Source organism: Psychrobacter cibarius, from assembly GCA_030686115.1.
Lineage (GTDB): Bacteria > Pseudomonadota > Gammaproteobacteria > Pseudomonadales > Moraxellaceae > Psychrobacter > Psychrobacter cibarius_C.
The window spans coordinates 817900-839010 of sequence record CP131612.1 but is presented as its reverse complement, the minus strand read 5'-3'; the positions used below and the strand labels follow the sequence as shown (position 1 = coordinate 839010).

Sequence of the window (21111 nt, the reverse complement as noted above, 5' to 3'; positions counted from 1 at the left end):
TATTTCTTCTAAAGCTGCTGACAGACTTCTTTATAATGCTTTAAAGAATGCTGCTCATCAGGGTAATTCCTAGAATATGCTTTATCAGCTTCTATTACCGCCCCAAAAACTCTTTGATTCAACGATGACATTTCAGCAGCATGCTTTTCAGTTTCAATATTAGCACCTTCATTATTAACACCAAGCTGAATTTTATCCCTGCAATCAAACGCCAAAATTTTATCAGCAACAATCCCTTGCTCTACTAAATAATCTTTGACTAATTTCACGCGATTACTCGCTAAGCGCCTATTATTAGGCGTGGCGTTAGTGGCTTGACGGTTTTCAGCTTCAACTTTGGAGATATGGCCTGATAAAATGGTAACTAAATTAGGGTTGTTACGCGTTTTTTCAGCGACCTTTTGTACTTCAGTTAAATAAGCTTCGTTGGTTAGGGTAAGGCTATCTGAGGTGAAATAGACTCGAATATCCATTACTAGTGACCCAATCAAATTGACCGCCACTGGACAACCATAGGGATCAACCTTGACCTCTTCAGCAGTGTTAGGACAGTTATCAAGTTCATCGGGCACGCCGTCATTGTCTGTATCTGCAAGTGGCTCTATCAATACTTTAGGTGTGTTGTCTGCCTTTTTATCTATTGTATTATTTTTAGGTGTAGATTGGCAGGAGGCTAAAATAAAACTAGCTATTACGATGGCTATCGCCATCCATGACTGAGTCTTCATACGCCATCCTTAGTTTAGTTAATAACTTGATTCAAACCTTAAACCCCACTCGCCTGCTTAGCAAACAGTCTCATTAGTAGCTTAATTTTGCCAACGCGATACATACCTTCATTACGAATTTGTTGAATAGGACGCATCTGTGCAAGCGACCCTGCAAATAGCCAATTAAGCGCCGAGAAGCTGTGCATCATTAGACTGTTATGCGGACGGCGCAAACGCTCGTAGCTACGCAACGTTTGATTACTGCCCCAACTGGTTCCACCACTACGTTCAAAATCATGTGCCAATTGCTCGCTTAAAGCCTGTACATCGAGCATGCCTAAATTCAACCCTTGACCTGCCAGCGGATGGACGCCATGCGCTGCATCACCGATCAAGACTAAGTTGTCCGCAACGTAGCTTTTCGCTTGTTGCGCAGTCAGTGGAAAGCTAGCAATTGACTCAATCTGAGTGATAGCACCTAGCTCATAGTTACTGGCAGCAGCCAATTTATCAGCAATGACGCGCGCGTCCTCCTCTATCAACGCCAATGCTTGATTACGCGGCAATGTCCATACGATCGACTGCCAATGTTGTGGGTTGGCTTTATCTGCATCAGTAATATCAGCGAGCGGCAATAGTGCCAGCGTACCTGTAGGCAGCATCGCCTGACGGGCGGTTGCTTGATGCTGTTTCTTGGTGTGAATCGCACAGCAAATAGCGGTTTGATTATAATCGAGTGTGTCCAGCCCAATCGCCGCTTGTTGGCGTACAAATGAGCCACGACCATCGGCACCAACCAGCAGCATCGCATCGATAGCAGTCTGATTGTCTAACGTCACACGGTAGCCTTGCTCTGCACCTAACCAATCCATGTTTGTAACTTTTTGCCCCGCGATAATGGTTAGATAGTCACTGACATCATCTTCATACAGGCATTGCCATAACGCATGTTCAATGACAGCAGGCTCGACCATGCTACCGAGCATTTGCGGTAAATGATTGTTAGGATGATTATCGCCGCTATCGCCAAATAATAGCTCACCCATGCCGTTTAGTTGCCACACCTGCATTTGCGAGTAGTCCGCTTTGCGCTCTGATGCTGCTATCTTTTGCCATGCGCCCACGTCTTTAAGTAAGTTAATACTTGCCAAGCTCAAGGCATAAACGCGCGCATCCCGCTTGCCAAGCACCTGTTGCCATTCTGAGTCATCACGTGCAGGACGGGCATCAATTAACGTCACGGGCATTTTTGCTTGCGCCAACTTTAAAGCAAGCGTTGCCCCAACAATACCGCTACCGATAATCAGCGTATGATTATTCTTCATAAGTTATTCCTACAGTTAAGTGCAATCGTATAGAACATTGGTCTAGACCGTTAATATACCGTGATATGGCAAACTAAGACTTTAATCCCATCGCGTAGTTAGCGACTAGTGGCTTAATATTTGGCAGTTTATCAAAGGCAACCAAGGCCACATTTCGCGCCAACTTGATGGCTGGATTAGGATGGGTAAAACCATGTACCACGGCATCACAGAATCGAATGACGCGTTTTTGATCGCTTAGACGTGCTTTTTCATAGCGTTTTAACAGTTGCGTATCGCCGATGTCTTCGCCTTTTAGCACTTGCGCGCTCATCATTTGTGCCAGCACATGAGCATCGCGCATACAGAGGTTAAAACCTTGACCAGCGACAGGGTGCAAGGTATGAGCAGCATTGCCCATGATGACACAGCGACCCTCTACTTGCTTATCTGCCAGCACGCGTGTCAGTGGATAAGCGCCGCGGCGACCAGCAGCGACAAACGTGCCCGCACGCTCACCAAAGGCTTGCTGCAATGTCGCTAAGAAATGGGCATCCTCTTCTAAGTATTTATTTTCTTCCCCTTTTGGACATACCCAAACTACTGAGCGTCTATGACCATTTTGATAGTCGTCATTGCTATCGCCGTCTGGATCAGTCAGTGGCAATACCGCCAATGGCCCTGCTGGACTAAAACGCTCAATCGCTACATGCGCGTGTGGCTTGTCAGTTTCTACCACACCGACGATAGCCGTCTGCTGATAATCATAAGTCGTCGTGCCAATATTTAATAATTGGCGTACCGTCGAATCGCGACCATCACAAGCGACCAACACGCTAGCTTGCAATTGCTGCTCATGTTCCCCTTCACCATAATAGTTAAAGCTGAGTGTCACTCCATCCGCTTGTTGGGTCACGGCACTGACACTGGCATTATCGATCAAAGTGATTAATGGCTCTTGCTGCGCGGCTAATAAAAGCTTACGTCCGAGCCACGCATTTTCCATCACTTGTCCAAATGACTCGACCCGCTCTTCAGCTTTGTTTAATTGTGCACGCCCAAAGCTGCCTTGCTCACTAATTTGCACCGCATCGATACGACAAGCATGACTTTGCAACTCATCCCATAACCCAATCTCTTGATAAATCTGTACCGTACGACGTGACAGTGCTGTATTGCGGCTGTCTAAATAATGGCTGCGATTGCTGTCCTCATTTGGACTGATGGTTGGGTAGCTATTTTTTTCTAATAACGTGCTAGCAATACCATGATGCGCTAGTAACAGTGCAAAGGACAATCCCACATGACCACCGCCAGCGATGAGGACCTGCTGTTCAGTAGCTGCCTTTTTATGTTCAAACTTTTTTTTAGCATTCGATAAATTTACATCAGTATTTTGCATTATTATTCCTAATTTTCATGTCTATTTTACGCTGTTGGGCGCACGCACTATAAGCGATGAATAATCGCTAGAATTATTTTAATTTTTTAGGGCATATTGAACATTTACACATTGGCATAGCCTTAGTCGAATACGTAATACGCCCTAACCTTCGTCAGCTTTCATCAGCCTTCATCATTTTATTCATATTTTAAACTCAGCGATAAAGCACTATGACATCACCCATAGATTACCACAAATCGCCTCCAACTCTGTCGCCTTAACAGTAGCCAAAACGTATAACTGAAACGCTTGATTTCGTCACGCTCTAAAAGTTATTTGACATGCCGTAACCCGCTCAAAAGTAGACATAAAAATATCAAGGTCGAAAAGCGGTTGCAATCGTCGTACAAAAACAGTGGCATCTGTTCGACGTATGGCTTGAAATTTAAAATCTATCGACCATAATAAAGGCAAGACCGTTACTTATCACCACTCCTAAAACGAATAATAATTCTACCGTCATTTCTATCTCTATAACGTAAAGCCAAGACCATAACGACCGACCATTTTATCTCTTAAACCCGCAATGCCATCAAAACCAAATCATAGCGTTGGGGTACATAATAAAAGGATAATCGCTTGACTGATTCCATGAGCCGCCGTATAAAGTTTGAATCATTGACACCCGCACAGCTCAAAACCGTGCTTGGTGAATACAACAACCACATGAAATATATCCAACAACGCCTCGATATCAAAATCATGCAGCGTCAAGGTGACTTCTGTTTGAGTGGCGACATATCGAATGTCGAGCGCGGTGAACGTATTATTTATAAACTGGTAGATGAGGCACAGAATACCAAGGACATTAGTGCAGCGGAGCTACATCTTATTATCCAATCGAGCATTTCTCGTGATGAAGATATGGAAGCGGATGAGCAAGAAGCCAAGGATAATGCAGACGCTGAGGCGGACTTAGAATCAGCTCACGAGTTTACGCCAGTTAGCTTACGCACGCGTAAAGGTCGTATCATTCCTCGCGGTGGCAATCAGCAGACCTACGTCCAAAACGTACTGAACTCTGATGTCTCATTCGGTATTGGTCCTGCTGGTACGGGTAAGACCTATTTAGCCGTGGCTTGCGCCGTGGATATGCTTGAGCGTAATGAGATTGAGCGGATTTTATTGGTGCGTCCGGCGGTAGAAGCTGGTGAAAAACTGGGCTTTCTGCCAGGTGACTTGACGCAAAAAATCGATCCCTACTTGCGTCCATTATATGATGCGCTATATGAGATGATCGGCGTTGAAAAAGTGGGCAAGCTGATTGAAAAACAAGTCATCGAAATCGCACCCCTTGCCTATATGCGCGGTCGTACTTTAAATAACTCGTTTGTCATCTTAGATGAAGCGCAAAACACTACGCCTGAACAGATGAAAATGTTTTTGACCCGTTTGGGTTTCGGTTCACGAGCAGTAATTACAGGTGATATTACACAGGTCGATTTGCCACGTGGTCATAAGTCAGGCTTAGCGCAAGCAATGGAAATCTTAATTGGTATTGAAGAAATTCATATCACCAAGTTTGATTCAAAAGATGTGGTACGTCATCAATTGGTACAGAAAATTGTAGAAGCCTACGATGTTTATGATGAAGAACAAGTAGCGTTAGAAGAAAAGCGTAAGTTTGAGCGCAGAAAAGAGCAAGAGCGTAAACAAGTTATTGCTAATGCTGCAGCCAAGCTATAAACGGTCTAGCCTGCTACTTAATGTTATAAAAATGCAAAGCCGGATTACTGTCAGTAATCCGGTTTTTTACGACTAGCATTTTTTAGCTTTAGTCATAAGTTCTATCAGATGATAAAGCACACCATCTTACAATAAAGTAAAAGGATAATGGCATGAGCCAAGAGAAGGGTAACAACAGTTTTGACAACCATGATACAAATGAGCGTGCTGGCGATGATGCCAGTTTGGCAGCACTTGATATCAGTGCCACCAGTAGTATTGATGATGACATACTAGACACTTTTTATGATCGTAAGCACTTACAGTCTGTGATGATGGCAGCGTTGGATTATATCGATGGGCGCATTAAAGAAGGTCTAACGCTACCCTATTTTGTAGATATCGACCCTGAGCTATGGCAAGAGAAATCTAAAGTATTAGACATATACATTACCGATGAAATTGAGGGTCAGGCATTAAATCTGGAAGCACGCGGTAAGGATTATGCGACCAATATTTTATCTTATCCAAGTGATCTGCCAGCCGCAATTATTGAGCTGATGCCAACGCTTTCCCTCGGTGAGCTGGTCATCTGTCATGGCGTCATAGTACGTGAGGCCGCAGAGCAAGAAAAGACAACCGCACAGCACATTAGCCATTTACTGATACATGGTGTGCTGCACTTATTGGGTTTTGATCATGAGCTTGGACAAGCCGAGCAAGATGAGATGGAACGGTTTGAAATTGAGATTTTAGCAGGTCTCAGCCTTCCAAACCCTTATACTTAATTCATATTTTTTAGAGACTAGTCTTTGGTCATCGGTAGCTTTTGTGCTTGACTCATCTGATTAATCATCTGATCCAATCCTTTAACATGGACATTACGCTGCGGGAATGGAATGTCGATTTTTTCATCATCTAAGGCGTATTTGAATTGCTCAAGCAAATCACACTGCATTGTCCACCAGTCAGCATTGGTTGTCCAAATATTTAGCGTCAAGTCTACTGAGTTATCACCCAAATTGGTGACGCGTACGATAGGTTCAGGGTCAGTAAAGGCCAACGGATTATTTTTTGCCAAATTCAGCATCACGTTTTTGGCAGTTTTGATATCGGCATCATAGCCAATACCGACCGTGATATCGACACGGCGGTTGGGTAGCGCCGTATAGTTCGTCACAGCTGAAGTCGTAATATCACTATTTGGGATAATGATATCGTGATTGTTTATCGTCGTCAGGTGGGTATTGACCAAAGTGATTTCTGTTACGGTTCCTGTGTAGCTGCTGATTTGCACATAATCGCCGCGCACAAAGGGGCGAAACGTCACAATCATGATGCCAGCGGCAAAGTTAGACAACTGATCTTTTAGTGACAGACCAATGGCTACTGCAGCACCGCCCAATATAGCGACGACTGAGGTAGTCTGTACGCCAACCTTACTCAAGGCAGCTAATGCAACCACGACCAGTAACACTCCGTAGATTAGACGACCTAAAAAGTTCGCAACGGTGTCATCTAAGCGACTACGCAACATCATTTTGTGAGCAACGGTGACTGCCTTTTTGGCAAGCCAGCGACCTACGACGAATATTAATATCGCTAGCGCAACTTTAATGACCAAGCTTAATGCGTTACTGGTTAAGTTGGCAACATCTATTGTAAAACCTAAAAATTCCATACTGACTCTTTATTTTATAGCGGTGTGTGGTATTCGTTTGTTATAAATATTGGTATCTTATCTGTTTGCAGCGTAGCTAACGCTCATCATCTATATATTCAACACGCCCTAATAAGTAACATCCACTTTATCGCTGTAACGATAGGTACGTATCAAACGCAGCTCAACAATATCTTCCATGTCTTTGGTGAACTTACCAAAGGGCGCTGCTTGGCGTACTGATTGTTTTGCTGCTTCATCTAATAATGTGGAGTTGGAGCTTTCAAGCAGACGTATGGCTTTAATATTACCATCACTACTAATGATGACCATAAGGCGCACTTCGCCCGTGATACCTTGAGCCCGTGCCTGCATGGGATAATGCAAATTCCCAATGCGTTCGACATGCTCACGGAAAGTATTAATATAATCAGCCGCGGCACCACGCGTCGTCGAGTTGCTATCGACCGTCACGACTTTTGATTTGGTTGCATAGACTTGCTGACGTTGAGACAGCTGTGTCTCTAAAGTAGCAATTTGTTTACGCAGACGCTCTTCTTGCGCCATCATATCATCTTGTGCTTGCTTGCTATCATTATCAGACTCCACGCTCGCTTGACGCCAGCTTAAGGTGGTACGCAGATAGCTTTCTTGGTAATGCTGCTGGCGGACTTGACGCTGCAGGCTAATCACATCTTGCGTCTCACTTATTTGCTCAGCAGACAATGGGCTGATTTGGTCGTTCTCTTGTCTTAATTGCTCCTCCACTGTGCCGCCACCTTTTTGGGAGGCATTAGCAATAAAGTGAGCGTCTTCATTTGGCTGCATATTGTCGGTTAGCGCTTTTGCCACATCTTGCATCATTGCCGCAGGATCTTTGCCCATCGAAAAGCCAATACCAAAAATAATAATGGCGTGTACGGCCACAGCGATAACGATGGCTACCGGTAAACTAACATCCCGCTTAGGTGCTTGCGCGGAAAAATGATAGCTTTGTGAATCTTTGATATAGGCCACAATGGGTCTCAGCTTATGAATATGAGCTTATAAATACAAGACAGCAAGTAATAAGCGTTATGATAATGGGCAGGATTTATACTGGCGCTATCATAACATGACATAGAATTCTGTCGCTAGCACAACCGTTGCCGACTCATTTTAACCCGCTCACACATTATTTGTCTCCTTTGGTCAATTTATTGACAAGCTAAACCAGCAAAAATGATATAACACCAATGCGAGTATGTCATCGCTAGACCGTATTTTGAACATATAAGCATTGCCAATTAAATGATTTGCGACAAAACCCATGTGTCCATTTTGAAGCCATCATATTTGTTATATACTGTTTTATAATTTTTGTGTCATTAGGGCGGGTTAAATAGGCGTAAATAAACTGGACAGATTATTGCTGATTAAGCAAAAACGCATGTAATGATCACTCGCCAGCTTTCATTAAAGAACAGTCTGTCTGTCATTTTTTAATCAGTCGCTCTTTATGCCATTGAGTCAGCTACCTCCCCTATAATTATAAGGATAATAAGTTTGAGTGATTTTGATAACAGGGATAATTCAGACAATTTTGATGAATTTTTTGAAAATATGGGCTATCGTTTCGACGAATCATTTAGCGATGGTTGGGAGCGCCTTACCCAATCCATCAAACAGATATATCATAGAACGACTGATAAATTCGAAGATGAGTTGTCGCTGCCAGTGGCACAGATTTATGTCAATGATGCGCTGCAGAAGTTCGTCACTGATAATGTAAAAGCCATCTTAGAGCTACGTGTTGAAATGCATGATGACTGGTTCCGCTTATACTGTACGGTCGATGCTGGTGGAATTTATGCAGAGGTGGCGAGTAATTTTAGTTTGATTCATGTACAGCTCGATCGTAACGTCCAGCGATTTGTCTTTGGTCAACAGACTTATACTGATGTGCTAAATCTACGTTGTGAGTCGTTTATTAAGCGCCAAGGTATCAAACTGTTTATTTGGTTTTATCACACTATTCTAAAAAAAGACCCATTAGGCTTTATTCTCTCTTATATCAATATCGCCCGTGCAAAAGACGAGGTTATCTACCTTGATATCAATCGTTGGTTAAAAAAGAACAAAAAAATCATGAGCACTTTGCATAAAGTTCAAGTCAACTATGGCGAGCTTGAAGAAGAGCAAATGATTTTAAAAACTCAAATCAATTATCGTGATTTATTGGCTGCCAGCAGTAACGAAGATATTATCGGCGATGATGATGAGCCTGAGCTGATGCAAGGCCCTATTAACCCAATAGATGATGCGACCGAGCCGAGTCAGGTATAAACCCCTCAGTATACAAATGACGTTTTTTACTTAGCAAAAAAGCGCTGACACTTAGAGACTATTGTTGTCTTTTAGCGTCAGCGCTTTTTTATCAAGAAAATTTTCAATGGCTTCTAAAGCGTGCCGTCATCAATCATGCAACTACCAGTAATTTTCTACCGCAATATTGCCCTCGCCGCGACGATTCATCACCAAACCTAAAGTCTTGAGCGCCTCTTTGGTATCTTCCACCATGTCTGGATTGCCACATAACATGACGTGCGTGCTATCAACATCCAAGGCGATGCCCGCTCGCTCTTGCAGCGTACCATCTAGCAGCAGCTTGGGCAGACGCTCTGTCAGGGCGCCTTCGACAGGTTCACGGGTAACGATAGGAATAAAGATTAGTTTTGCAGGATTATTAACTAGAGAACCAAAGTCTTCTTGCAAACTTTCAATCTTGTCGATATAGGCAAGCTCTTCTATCGAGCGCGCACTATAAGCCAAGATGATGTGCTCGTAATCTTCCCACGTCTGCAAATCTTGTAACATTGATAAAAATGGTGCCAAGCCCGTTCCAGTCGCGAGCAGCCATAAATCTTTTGGTAAAGGCTTTTGATAACGTGCTAACGTCAAAAAACCAAACGGCATGGTATTAAGCAGCAGCTCATCGCCCACTTCTAGGTGCTGCAACTGCGACGTAAATGCACCATCGGGGATGACAATAGAGAAAAATTCTAATACTTCATCAAAAGGTGAAGAGACGATGGAATAAGCCCGAAAGATGTCTTCATTCAATGCAGCATCAGGTACATCGTTAACGGTGTCGCCTTGTTGCTGCTGGTAATATTTTAATTGACTGGGATTGACGCCCAAACGCACAAATTGACCCGCAGTAAACTTAAAGCTATCAGGACGGCTGACAGTGAAGCTAAATAGGTTTGGCGTCCACGTGGTCTTACTAAGCACAGTTACTGTCTGAATATTATCACTCATAAGAATTATCGACTCACTTTTTAGTAATCATTATTTTTATCAAGACTTTAAACGACACAAAATAAAAGATGCGCCAAGCTTATCACAAAGCTGGCGCATCTTGGGTTTCTGACCGTAATAACAGATAAGCAGCGGTATCAGCATACCCCTACTTACCCTTTTGCTATTTACCAAATACGTGCCAGACTTGCCCATTCAATCATGCTGTTTGGCAAGATACCAAAGAAGATAATCATCGCGGTCACCGCAATAACCATGATCCCGCCAGTACGCATCGCCCATTGGCTAGAAACGTCAAACTCAATGAACTGTTTCGGACGTTTAAAGAGGGTGAGCATCACGCGCAAGTAATAGAATAAGCCGATCGCACTACCCAAGATAATCATCGCTGCCAAGAACCAATTAGTTCCTTGTACCGCTGCCAATATCGCAAATAGCTTGGTAATAAAGCCTGCCGTCAACGGAATACCCGCCAATGACAACATCATAATAGTCATAACCGCAGTCAATACGGGACGACGCCAAAACAGCCCTTGATAATGGGTCAGCTCATCAGCCTCACCAGATAAACGATAAGGGCTCGACATCAAGGTCACAACACCAAAGGCACCGATAGAGGTTAATGCATAAACAGCCATATACATACTAGAGATACTATCCGCTGCCGCGCCGATACTGACGATGACAATCAACACATAACCCATATGGGCAATGGATGAATAACCCAATAGGCGTTTGAGGCTGGTTTGACGTACTGCTAATAAGTTACCGATCAAAATAGATAAAGTTGCCATGACCATTAACAGCATTTGCACCGATGGCAATGCCAATAAAGACGTATCGATTAAGAAACGAACCGCCAAGCCCATCATAGCTACTTTTGATACCGATGCTAAAAAGGTAGCGATTGGTGCTGGAGCGCCTTCGTATACATCTGGTGTCCACATATGAAACGGCGCAGCAGAGAGTTTGAAGGCGATACCAAACATCATCATCGCCGCACCAAGTATCAGTAGTGGCGACTCAAAAACATCACCTAATACCATACTGATTGGCTTAAAGGCGAGCGAGCCTACTTCGGCGTAGATAAATGCCATACCCATGAGCAATGTCGCCGATGCCGTCGCTGACAGCACCAAGTATTTCAGTCCTGACTCAAGCGAGCGGTTGCGCATATAGGTATATGACAGCATGCCGTATAGCGGTATAGACAGCATCTCTAAGCTCATAAAGAATGACGCTAAATGCTGAGCACTGACCATCAGTAAAGCACCAATCGTCGATAGCAACATGAGCAAATATAGCTCTTCTTTATTATCCTTGAGATTGGCCAAATACGCATAAGATAACGTACAGCAAGCCAATGCACAGATAAAAATAATCACCATGTTAAACTGAGCAAAGTTATCAATAACGAATAACTGCTCAGCATTTGGCACGAGAGTACCGCTATTCACCATACCTGTCATTTGCCCAATGAGGGTAAACAGACCAATATTTAAGCCGACGACCGTTATCGTACCAGTCACCATATGTGAGCGTTTAATTGCGATGGCAATCATGACCACCAATACCGTAATAACAACGGCAATGATTGGCGCATAAGGCAACAATCCCATCAAATCATTCATCGTAATATCATTCATGACTTAACGTGCCTCCATTGCATCAAGCAGTTGCGACGCATCTACTTGTGTGACTTGACTGTATATATATGCATTATTGATCCACTGCATCGCATGACTTGAGGTATCAAGGAACGGCTGTGGATATAGACCGAGCCAGACCAAACCTGCAGCGAGCATCAATAACAATGACAACTCACGCTTGCCCAAATCTTTTAATGGACGCATAGGCAAACCATGTAACTTGGTTTCTTGCATGGCGACTGCTTCGATGTTGTTTTTACCAAATAGTGCACGGTGAATCAAAATAAGCGAGTATAGCCCTGCTAGTACCAGACTGAATGTTGCAAAGACCACAAATACTGGATACTGAGCAAAAGCACCAAATAAAATCATGAACTCGCCGATGAAGTTACCTGTGCCCGGAATACCGAGCAATGCCGCACAGAAGAACATCAGTATCGGTGCGTAGTAACGGAACTGACCCCACATACCACCCATCAAGGTCAAATCACGCGTATGTAGACGCTCATATAACTGTCCTGCCATGATGAATAGCGCTGCTGAGCTTAAGCCATGTGCGAGCATCTGAATCATCAGACCTTGCAAGCTTAATAAAGTGCCTGCATAAATCGCCAATACCACAAAGCCCATATGCGAGATACTGGTATAAGCCAGCAAACGCTTCATATCGGTCTGCATAAAGGCGAGCCATGCACCATAGAAGATACCAATCGTACCCAAGGTCATCGCAATCGGCGCAAAATCTTGTGATGCTGCTGGAAATAATGGCAACACGAAACGAATCAAGCCATAAGCTGCGGTTTTAATCAAAACCCCTGCCAAATCCACCGAACCTGCCGTTGGTGCTTGTGCATGCGCATCTGGCAACCAGCCATGGAACGGAATAATCGGCAACTTAACCGCAAAGCCAATAAAGAAGCACAGCATGATCGGATATTCCCAGCCGCCAAGTGACGTACCGAGCAAATCATTATAATTAAAGCTCACCACCCCTTTTTGAGCGTAGCTGATAATGACCAATATCAAAATGCCGACCAGCATAATAAGCCCAGATGCCTGGGTATAAATAAAGAACTTAGTCGCTGCGTATTCCTTAGTTTTGCCAACCACATCATGACCCCAAATAGCGATCAAGAAGTAGATAGGAACCAGCATCATCTCCCAAAAGAAGAAGAACAAGAAGAGGTCAATGGCTAAGAAAACACCAATGACGCCGCCCAAACTCCACAAAAGGTTGAGATGGAAAAAGCCGACTCGACGCTGAATCTCATTCCACGAACAAGCCACTGCGGCAATACCGAGCAATCCTGTCAACGCCACCATCATCAGTGACAAGCCATCCATCGCTAAATGGAAGCTAATACCAAAGCTCGGTATCCATGGCACACTAAATTCAGCGACCCAAGGCACAGCAGCGTCTGGCGCAATGACTTGCTTACTCATGCCACTAAAGTCGCCGTATTGCCACAGCACTAGCGACAATACAAAGGTCAACGTCATACCGATTAGAGCAATCCAGCGCGGCAGACGTTTATTAAAGCGCTCGACCAACCAACATAACAACCCGGCAATAAAGGGAATTGCAATTAATGCTGGTAGCATCCACGTTTGTTGTAACTCAATCATCTTATACCACCGTCATCATTACCAGCACTAGTAATACAGCCATGCCCAAGCCAAAGCTTGCAGCGTAACCTCGAAGTGACCCTGTTTGCGTCGCAGACAATACCTTATTACCAGCAGATGCCAGCTTAGGCAAGACGAGCCACGCTTTATCGATAGGGTCGGCTTTAAATAAGCGGCCGATGAACAAAAAGGGTTTTACAAAAATTACATCGTATAGCGCATCAAAACCTAGACCATGATAACACCAGTGATATAGCGCCCCACCAACACGTGAGCGCTTAAAGCGGGTGAGCACGCGACCTTTATCCACCACATATAATAGCGCCGCTATTATTAGACCAGCCAGCATCGCACCCATGGCGATAAACTCAGCCGTATGCTTACCATGCGCTTGACCAGCGACTTCCAATAAATGCCCAACACTCTCTGGCAAGACGCCTTGTAATGGCGGAGTGATAAATGCACCCACTGCCGTTGATAATACGAGCAACACACTAAGTGGCAGCCAATATGACACACCAGATAATTTATGAGCATGGGTCTTTTCTTCACCAAAGAAGATAATCCAAATCATACGGAAGGTATAAAGCGCGGTTAAGAAAGCACCGAATACACCCATATAGAATAAAACCATGTGACCAGTTGCATAACTCTCCCAAAGAATCGCTTCTTTAGAGTAAAAACCGACCGTGACCCAGGGTATAGCTGCCAATGCACCGCCACCAACGATATAGCACCAAAATACCAACGGTATCTTTTTACGTAGACCGCCCATCTTAAAGATGTTTTGCTCATGATGTACCGCAAGGATGACGGCACCTGATGATAAGAATAACAGGGCTTTAAAGAAAGCATGAGTCATCAAATGGAAGATTGCGCCTTGCCACGCGCCAACGCCGAGTGCTAAGAACATATAGCCGATTTGGCTCATCGTTGAATAAGCAAGAATACGTTTGATGTCGGTTTGTGCCAGTGCACAGAATCCAGCAACGACCAACGTCAACGCCCCTACGCCGCCGACCCAATATAATAAAATACCAGGGGTCAGCTCAAACAATGGATGTAAGCGAGCGATTAAATAAACACCTGCCGTGACCATCGTTGCCGCGTGAATAAGCGCTGATACTGGCGTCGGACCTGCCATCGCATCAGCAAGCCATGTATGTAATGGCAGCTGCGCTGATTTACCCATCGCGCCGCCAACCAACATCATGGTGGTCAACATCATCGTTGGATTGTTGATATCAAACACTTCTGGTGCACGAGTAATAATTTCTTGAATATTAAGCGTACCAAATTCACGGAATAATAAAAACAGACCGAAGGCTAAGAATACATCACCCACGCGCGTCACCGTAAAGGCTTTCATCGCTGCAAGACCATTGGCGCGGTCATGGTAATAAAAACCGATCAGTAAGTACGAACAGATACCAACGCCTTCCCAGCCAAGATAAAGCAAGAACAAGTTATCTGCCAAGACTAGCAACAGCATGCTGGCGACAAACAAATTCATATAGCTAAAGAAGCGGGCAAAGCCAGTGTCACCTTTCATATACCAAGCGGCAAAGAGATGGATTAAAAAGCCAATCCCAGTGATGACACCCGTCATCGTCAGTGCCAAACCATCAAAGCTCAGACCGAAACTTGGGGCAAAATCTCCGACTTGGAACCATGTCCAAAGCGGGATCTCTATGACTGTTCCTGCTGGATTATTGGTTAAAAAAGTATAACTAACGATTAACGTGCATAGTGCTGATAACAGCATACTACCGACACCGACAATCGCTGCCACCTGCTCTGTTAGCTTGTCGCGCATAAAGGCTAAAATCAAAAAGCCAACGAGCGGGAATATAAAGGTTAATGGTAATAAACTCATGACATCATCCTTTCATCTCATTGGCGCTATCGACATCGAGATGCCCACGCTGATGATAAAACCGCAATAATATTGCCAAACCAATGGCGGCCTCTGCTGCTGCCAAGGTCAAAATAAAGATAAACATAATCTGTCCATCTGGATCGACCCAACGACTACCTGCCACCACAAATGCTAATGCTGTTGCATTCATCATGATCTCAAGGCTCATTAGCATAAATAGGAAATTACGTCGTACCATGACGCCGCACAGACCAATGGCAAATAAGATACCTGCCAAAATCAGTCCATGGCTCATGGGTATCATGCCCAGTACATTCTGCGCCTCAGCAACTGGCTGTACTAAGCCTGCTACCTCGTGGGCAAACGGCACGTTTGACACATCTTGTGCCACGCTCGCTGCTAGTACCATTAGTCTGACTCCTTGCGCGTGACTTTATTCACACCCAGCTGCGTACCTGCATTCATACTTACATAGTCATGCGGGTCAACATCTTTATATTCGTAAGGTTCTGCCATTTTCGCCGCGTCAGCATCTATAGGCATGCCGTGATCATCGTAGTGTTTGATACTCGCGACATTAGCATTAGATACTTGACTATCATTACTGTGGTTTACATTAACAGTAACCTCATCAGCGATAGACTCTTTACCCAAATGATAAGCGGCGACCAAGGCTGCCAACAGTAGCAATGCCGCCACTTCTATCAACATCACATATTTAGTAAATAGCACCGTACCGACTGCTTTGGCAGATATTGTCGAGCCACCAATCATTGCCGCTTCGTCATGACCCATACCAATCATCGCATACAGCACAACCGCGATAATAATCGTTAACCCTGTCGGTAGCGCCCAAGTGCCCGCATCAAGCCAGCGCTCTTCACGCTCATCATTGCTCATACCCAAGTTCAGCATCATAATAACAAAGACAAATAGCACCATAATAGCACCGGCATAGACGACTATCTCTAACGCACCAGCAAATGGCGCGCCTAGTACAAAAAATATCCCTGCGATTGCCAGTAATGACACAATCATCGATAAAATAGCATGCACTGGATTGGCTTGAGTCACGACGCGCAGACTGGCAAATATGGCCACTGCTGCAAGCGAATAAAACCCAGCCAGTTCAGGATGGTTCAAAATATTCATCATGGTAGCAAGCTCCTTAGATCAATCGGTGCAGCTTCGTTTTGTGCTGCGCCTTTTGGTTTGTCCGCTACCGCCATACCCGTCACACGATAATAGTTATAATCAGGATATTTACCCGGCCCTGAAATGAGCAAATGCTCTTTTTCATAGACCAAGTCTTGGCGCTTATATTCACCCAACTCAAAGTCAGGCGTCATTTGAATGGCTGTCGTTGGACACGCCTCTTCACACAAGCCACAAAAAATACAGCGCGAAAAGTTAATTCGAAAAAACTCTGGATACCAACGACCGTCTTCACGTTCCGCTTTTTGTAAGGAGATACACCCTACCGGGCATGCCACCGCACACAAGTTACAAGCCACACAGCGCTCGTCTCCATCAGGGTCACGCGTTAGGACAATACGTCCACGAAAACGCGGCGGCACAGGTACCGGCACCTCAGGATAAAGGATGGTGTCACGCGGTCTGAGCGCATGACTATTGACCATCCACATGCTGCGGACAATGGTAAATAGTCCAATGACGGTCTTTTTTATGGTAGTAAACATGGGATTATTATCCTTATCAGCTTTACCCTAGTTCATCAATGATGGCTAGTAATGGCTACTAGTGATGACTATAACGTTGGGGAAAAGATCAAAATGACCGCAGCAGTAACCAACAGATTAATCAGCGTTACTGGCAGACAAACTTTCCAGCCAAAGTTCATCACTTGATCATAACGCGGACGCATGAGTGAGCCTCGAGCCAAAATAAACATGGTCATAAAGAACAGCGTTTTAATCATGAACCAAAAAGCTGGTGGAATAAACGGAATATCTAAATTAAAAGGTGCCAACCAACCGCCAAAAAATAGGCAAGTCATCAAGGCAGAAATCAGTACAACGTTGACATATTCGCCAATAAAAAACATACCGAACTTCATGCCAGAATATTCAACATGATAGCCTTCAGCCAGCTCTTGCTCTGCTTCTGGCTGATCAAATGGATGTCTATGGGTGACTGCAACACCAGCAACGACAAAGGTCAAAAAGCCAAAAAACTGCGGAATGATATACCAGCCGTCGATTTGCGCTTCAACAATAGCACGCAAGTTAAATGAGCCGGTCAATGCGACCACACCCATTAGCGATAAGCCCAAGAAGACTTCATAACTGATCGTTTGTGCTGCTGAACGTAGCCCGCCGAGTAGTGAGAATTTATTCGCTGATGCCCAGCCACCGAACATGACTGCATAGACGGCAATACCTGCCATCGCAAAGAAGAACAGAATACCGATATCCCAGTCAGCAACACCAAGCGTTGGCGAGATAGGAATAATGGCAAATGAGGCCAATGCGGTAAACATCGCGACCGCAGGTGCCAAGGTAAACATGAACTTATCGGTAAAGTTCGGCGTCCAATCTTCTTTAAAGAAGATTTTGAGCATATCAGCAACCAGCTGCAACGAACCAAAGGGTCCGACGCGGTTTGGACCGTAACGATCCTGCCATAAAGCTAGCATACGGCGCTCATAGACAATCATCATAGCGGCAACCATAACCACGACCAAGAAGATGACCAGTGATTGCCCGACCATAAATAAAATGGACCAAGCATCAAAGCTCATGCTATCAGCCAATAAGCTTGGCACATCAGGGATAATACGGGTAACTTGCATATTACACCTCCTGTGTGGTGGTCGGTGCTGTGTTCATTTGCGCAGCATCGTTATTGTTCATCATATCGTTAGCCATGCTACCCATCATCGTCACTGGTGCATCCACTTTGCGAACCGACGCTGGCATTGATGGATGAATGATACTCACCTGCCCAACTGGGTAACCGATACAGCCTTCTGCTAAATAACCGACAATCTGTACTGGCAAGGTGATTTGTTGCTTATCGATTTCAATCGCTAAGTAATCGCCATTAGCGATGTTCCAGTCCTTAGCATCATCCATCCCGATACGCCATGCAGCAACAGGCAGTTGCTCCGCAACCACTGGGCTACGTGACGCCATCATAGAGCTGGCATAGATATTATGAATAGGCACCAGTTTAGCTTGTCCTTGCTGCATATCCGTCGTCTTCGCAGACATAGCATCTGGTGCAACATATTGACGTGTTTCTAAACGTGCTAGCTGATCGAACATGCGCACACCTGGGTCGCCATTTTTTAGATGACCACCGACCTTATCTTGATACTTGTTCCACGCTTGTGGTGAGTTCCAACCTGCCGCATTGGCAAAAGGAATCATCGAGCTTGGCGTTTCTTTACCACTATAACCTTCCATTGAGAAGGTTAAGCCAGTATCCAAATCTTTTGGCTGCATCGGCTCATGCACAGATATCGGTGCACGCATAGCGGTACGACCTGAATAGCGACGCGGCTGACGAGCAATCTTCAGACCAGTCATACGGTAATCGGCATCAGGAGCAGCATTTTTAATACCCGCAAGCTTAGGATGTGTAGCAATTAATGCATTGATGACGTCATCTAGCTGCGTCCAATCGACATCACGACCTTCGATGCTGCTATGCACGGCATGTAACCAGCGCCAGCCTTCTTTAATACTGCTCATTGGATGGTAGTATTCGTTGTCGTAAACTTGGAAGAAGCGCTGTGCACGACCTTCAGCCGATATCAACGTACCATCCGCTTCAGCAAAGCTTGCTGCTGGCAATACGATATCGACATCTTTATGCCAATCAAGCAGCTGGTGATCTAAGGCAATGACAGTCTTATCGGCTAATAGTTGAGTCAACTTACTGGCATCGATGGCATCTGTTAGCTGATTTTCGGCAACAATCACCACATCAAAATCAGTCGCCAGTAGCTCTTCGACTGATTGACCGCCAAGCATGCAAACACCCATGCTATTGGCATCGGTAACCGTTAGGTAAATACCTGCTTGTGCCTGATATTTATTGTTTACTTCTTTCAGCTCAAGTTTTTTAGCAGGAGCGCGTTCTACATTGTCTTGCGTTTCTGTATCAACACCGGTTTCAGGTTTGTTTGGCTTGGCAGATAGCTCTTTATCTTCTATTTGCGCTTGCTCATCACGGACTTGAGCATTATACGTGTCCACTTGCTGCTGTTCAGTCGCTTTAATGGCTGAGCGTTTCTGCGTCAATGCTTGAGTAATCTGCGCCGCTGCTTCAATCAAAGCCGTAGAAGATAAGCTACTACCCGAGATGACCAATGGCTTGTCTGCTTGAATCAAGTCATAAGCGATTTGCTTAGCTAATGCTTGCATGCCATCTGTCTCAGCACTGACATCTTGATCAGCCGCTTGTGGGTCTGCGATTTCTGCGAAATCATCAGCGAAATTGACAATCTCATCAGCCACTTTAAAGCCAAGTTTAGTGATGTCTTCAGGCGTTGCTACGACACTGACTTTACTGATGTCTTCTAGCTTAGTTTGCACCACATCGATGACATAAACTGGGCTTAACGCATCTTGAGCAATACGTTTAACAGGCTCTGCAAGCCACGGCTGCGTTTGCAATGCCGCTGCCATTTTCAGGCCTTCGTTTTTTGCCGCTTGGCGTACTGACAACGCGACACGCGATGAGGTTTGGGTGATATCTTCACCCAATACCAACACCGCATCATAGCTTTCGATATCAGTCATGCTTGGGTTATAAATGCCATCAGTACTTAATACTTCGATGCATTTATTGACCAGTGCTTGCTGCTGATGATTGAGACCCGTTGAAAACTTATCAAAGCCAACCAGATTTTTTAGTGCAAAGTTGGTCTCTAGACTGGCGCGCGGTGAACCAATACCGATAACTTTTTTATCTTTGATACGTTTGATGGTTTCATCGAGTGCGTAGTCAATATTGATTTTGACATGCTTATCATTGATACGTTCAAGCGCTTGCGTTGGACGATCTTCACGATTGACATAGCCATAACCGAAGCGACCACGGTCACATAAGAAATAGCGGTTTACTTCACCGTTATAGCGGTTTTCAATACGGCGTAATTCACCATAACGTTCACCTGGTGAGATGTTACAACCTGCTGAGCAACCATGACAGATGCTTGGCGCATATTGCATGTCCCATTTACGGTTATAACGCTCAGAGTGGGTTTTATCGGTAAAGACACCCGTTGGGCATACTTCCGTTAAGTTGCCTGAGAATTCGCTTTCGAACTGACCATCTTTATCACGACCAAAATAGACACGGTTATTTGAGCCATAAACGCCCAAATCTTCGCCGCCTGCGTAGTCTTTATAAAAACGGACACAGCGATAGCAAGCGATACAGCGGTTCATCTCATGCGCGATGAATGGGCCAAGCTCTTGGTTATGATGGGTGCGTTTGGTAAAGCGATAACGACGACGGCTATGACCTGACATATAGGTCATGTCTTGCAGATGACAATGTCCACCCTCTTCGCAAGTTGGACAGTCATGTGGATGGTTGGTCATCAGTAGCTCAACCATCGACTTGCGGAATGCTTTGGCTTCATCGTCAGTAACAGAGATATACATGTCATCGCCCGGAGCGACCATACATGACATCACAAGACGACCACGACCTGCTTCCATATCTTCTTTGTTTTGGAATTGCTTGACCGCGCACTGGCGGCACGAGCCTACTGAGCCAAGGGCTGGATGATAACAAAAATACGGCACATCAATGCCGAGTGATAAGCAGGCTTGTAGCAAGTTATCTGCGCTATCTACTTCGACAGTGGTTCCATCAATATGTATGACTGCCATGCCG

17 protein-coding genes are annotated in these 21111 nt (G+C 44.8%); 3 read left to right on the top strand and 14 right to left on the bottom strand.

From position 1 onward, the window contains the following. Window positions 1-8: 8 nt before the first annotated feature. The 3 genes from Q6344_03600 to Q6344_03590 all read right to left on the bottom strand — a co-directional run bounded on the left by Q6344_03600 (window position 9) and on the right by Q6344_03590 (window position 3416). Window positions 9-728 carry a thrombospondin type 3 repeat-containing protein gene (locus tag Q6344_03600; protein WLG14434.1) on the bottom strand — a complete coding sequence of 240 codons (720 nt, stop codon included), beginning with the start codon at window positions 726-728 and terminating at the stop codon, window positions 9-11. 38 nt (window positions 729-766) lie between these two features. Further along, entirely contained in the window at window positions 767-2035 is a 1269-nt protein-coding gene (locus Q6344_03595) for an FAD-dependent monooxygenase (protein WLG14433.1), read from the bottom strand. A gap of 73 nt (window positions 2036-2108) precedes the next feature. After that, window positions 2109-3416, bottom strand: coding sequence for an FAD-dependent monooxygenase (locus Q6344_03590; protein WLG14432.1), 1308 nt, complete (start codon window positions 3414-3416; stop codon window positions 2109-2111). A 633-nt stretch (window positions 3417-4049) separates the two neighbouring features. Between Q6344_03590 and Q6344_03585 the strand changes: the two genes are divergently transcribed. Together Q6344_03585 and ybeY are read left to right on the top strand one after the other, a co-directional pair. Then, complete coding sequence (locus Q6344_03585) at window positions 4050-5144, top strand: PhoH family protein (protein WLG15136.1); 1095 nt, start codon at window positions 4050-4052, stop codon at window positions 5142-5144. 152 nt (window positions 5145-5296) lie between these two features. Continuing rightward, on the top strand, window positions 5297-5911 hold the full coding sequence (gene ybeY / locus Q6344_03580) for an rRNA maturation RNase YbeY (protein WLG14431.1): 615 nt from the start codon (window positions 5297-5299) through the stop codon (window positions 5909-5911). Between the two features lie 17 nt (window positions 5912-5928). On the opposite strand, the gene Q6344_03575 is transcribed toward ybeY, so the two are convergent. Then, window positions 5929-6804 carry a mechanosensitive ion channel gene (locus Q6344_03575; protein WLG14430.1) on the bottom strand — a complete coding sequence of 292 codons (876 nt, stop codon included), beginning with the start codon at window positions 6802-6804 and terminating at the stop codon, window positions 5929-5931. A gap of 108 nt (window positions 6805-6912) precedes the next feature. Further along, window positions 6913-7800: an energy transducer TonB gene (locus Q6344_03570; protein WLG14429.1), complete on the bottom strand. Its 888-nt coding sequence runs from the start codon at window positions 7798-7800 to the stop codon at window positions 6913-6915. A 528-nt stretch (window positions 7801-8328) separates the two neighbouring features. On the opposite strand from Q6344_03570, the gene Q6344_03565 reads away from it, so the two are divergent. Further along, window positions 8329-9108 carry a hypothetical protein gene (locus tag Q6344_03565; protein ID WLG14428.1) on the top strand — a complete coding sequence of 260 codons (780 nt, stop codon included), beginning with the start codon at window positions 8329-8331 and terminating at the stop codon, window positions 9106-9108. A gap of 141 nt (window positions 9109-9249) precedes the next feature. Here Q6344_03565 and Q6344_03560 read toward each other — a convergent pair whose 3' ends face one another. The 9 genes from Q6344_03560 to nuoG all read right to left on the bottom strand — a co-directional run bounded on the left by Q6344_03560 (window position 9250) and on the right by nuoG (window position 21107). Further along, window positions 9250-10083, bottom strand: coding sequence for a ferredoxin--NADP reductase (locus Q6344_03560; protein ID WLG14427.1), 834 nt, complete (start codon window positions 10081-10083; stop codon window positions 9250-9252). Between the two features lie 167 nt (window positions 10084-10250). Continuing rightward, window positions 10251-11729 (bottom strand): NADH-quinone oxidoreductase subunit NuoN, encoded by a 1479-nt coding sequence (nuoN, locus tag Q6344_03555; GenBank protein ID WLG14426.1) that lies wholly within the window; start codon window positions 11727-11729, stop codon window positions 10251-10253. Between the two features lie 3 nt (window positions 11730-11732). Continuing rightward, window positions 11733-13358: an NADH-quinone oxidoreductase subunit M gene (nuoM, locus tag Q6344_03550; protein WLG14425.1), complete on the bottom strand. Its 1626-nt coding sequence runs from the start codon at window positions 13356-13358 to the stop codon at window positions 11733-11735. A 1-nt stretch (window position 13359) separates the two neighbouring features. Next, window positions 13360-15234 (bottom strand): NADH-quinone oxidoreductase subunit L, encoded by a 1875-nt coding sequence (nuoL, locus tag Q6344_03545; protein WLG14424.1) that lies wholly within the window; start codon window positions 15232-15234, stop codon window positions 13360-13362. A 4-nt stretch (window positions 15235-15238) separates the two neighbouring features. Then, window positions 15239-15547, bottom strand: coding sequence for an NADH-quinone oxidoreductase subunit NuoK (gene nuoK / locus Q6344_03540; protein WLG15135.1), 309 nt, complete (start codon window positions 15545-15547; stop codon window positions 15239-15241). A gap of 98 nt (window positions 15548-15645) precedes the next feature. After that, a complete protein-coding gene (gene nuoJ / locus Q6344_03535) occupies window positions 15646-16392 on the bottom strand; it encodes an NADH-quinone oxidoreductase subunit J (protein ID WLG14423.1) in 747 nt (248 codons plus the stop codon). Further along, window positions 16389-16937 carry an NADH-quinone oxidoreductase subunit NuoI gene (gene nuoI, locus Q6344_03530; protein WLG14422.1) on the bottom strand — a complete coding sequence of 183 codons (549 nt, stop codon included), beginning with the start codon at window positions 16935-16937 and terminating at the stop codon, window positions 16389-16391. The genes nuoJ and nuoI overlap by 4 nt, the downstream gene beginning before the upstream one ends. 68 nt (window positions 16938-17005) lie before the next feature. Beyond that, window positions 17006-17998, bottom strand: coding sequence for an NADH-quinone oxidoreductase subunit NuoH (nuoH, locus tag Q6344_03525; protein WLG15134.1), 993 nt, complete (start codon window positions 17996-17998; stop codon window positions 17006-17008). A 52-nt stretch (window positions 17999-18050) separates the two neighbouring features. Beyond that, window positions 18051-21107 (bottom strand): NADH-quinone oxidoreductase subunit NuoG, encoded by a 3057-nt coding sequence (gene nuoG / locus Q6344_03520; GenBank protein WLG14421.1) that lies wholly within the window; start codon window positions 21105-21107, stop codon window positions 18051-18053. Window positions 21108-21111: the final 4 nt, after the last annotated feature.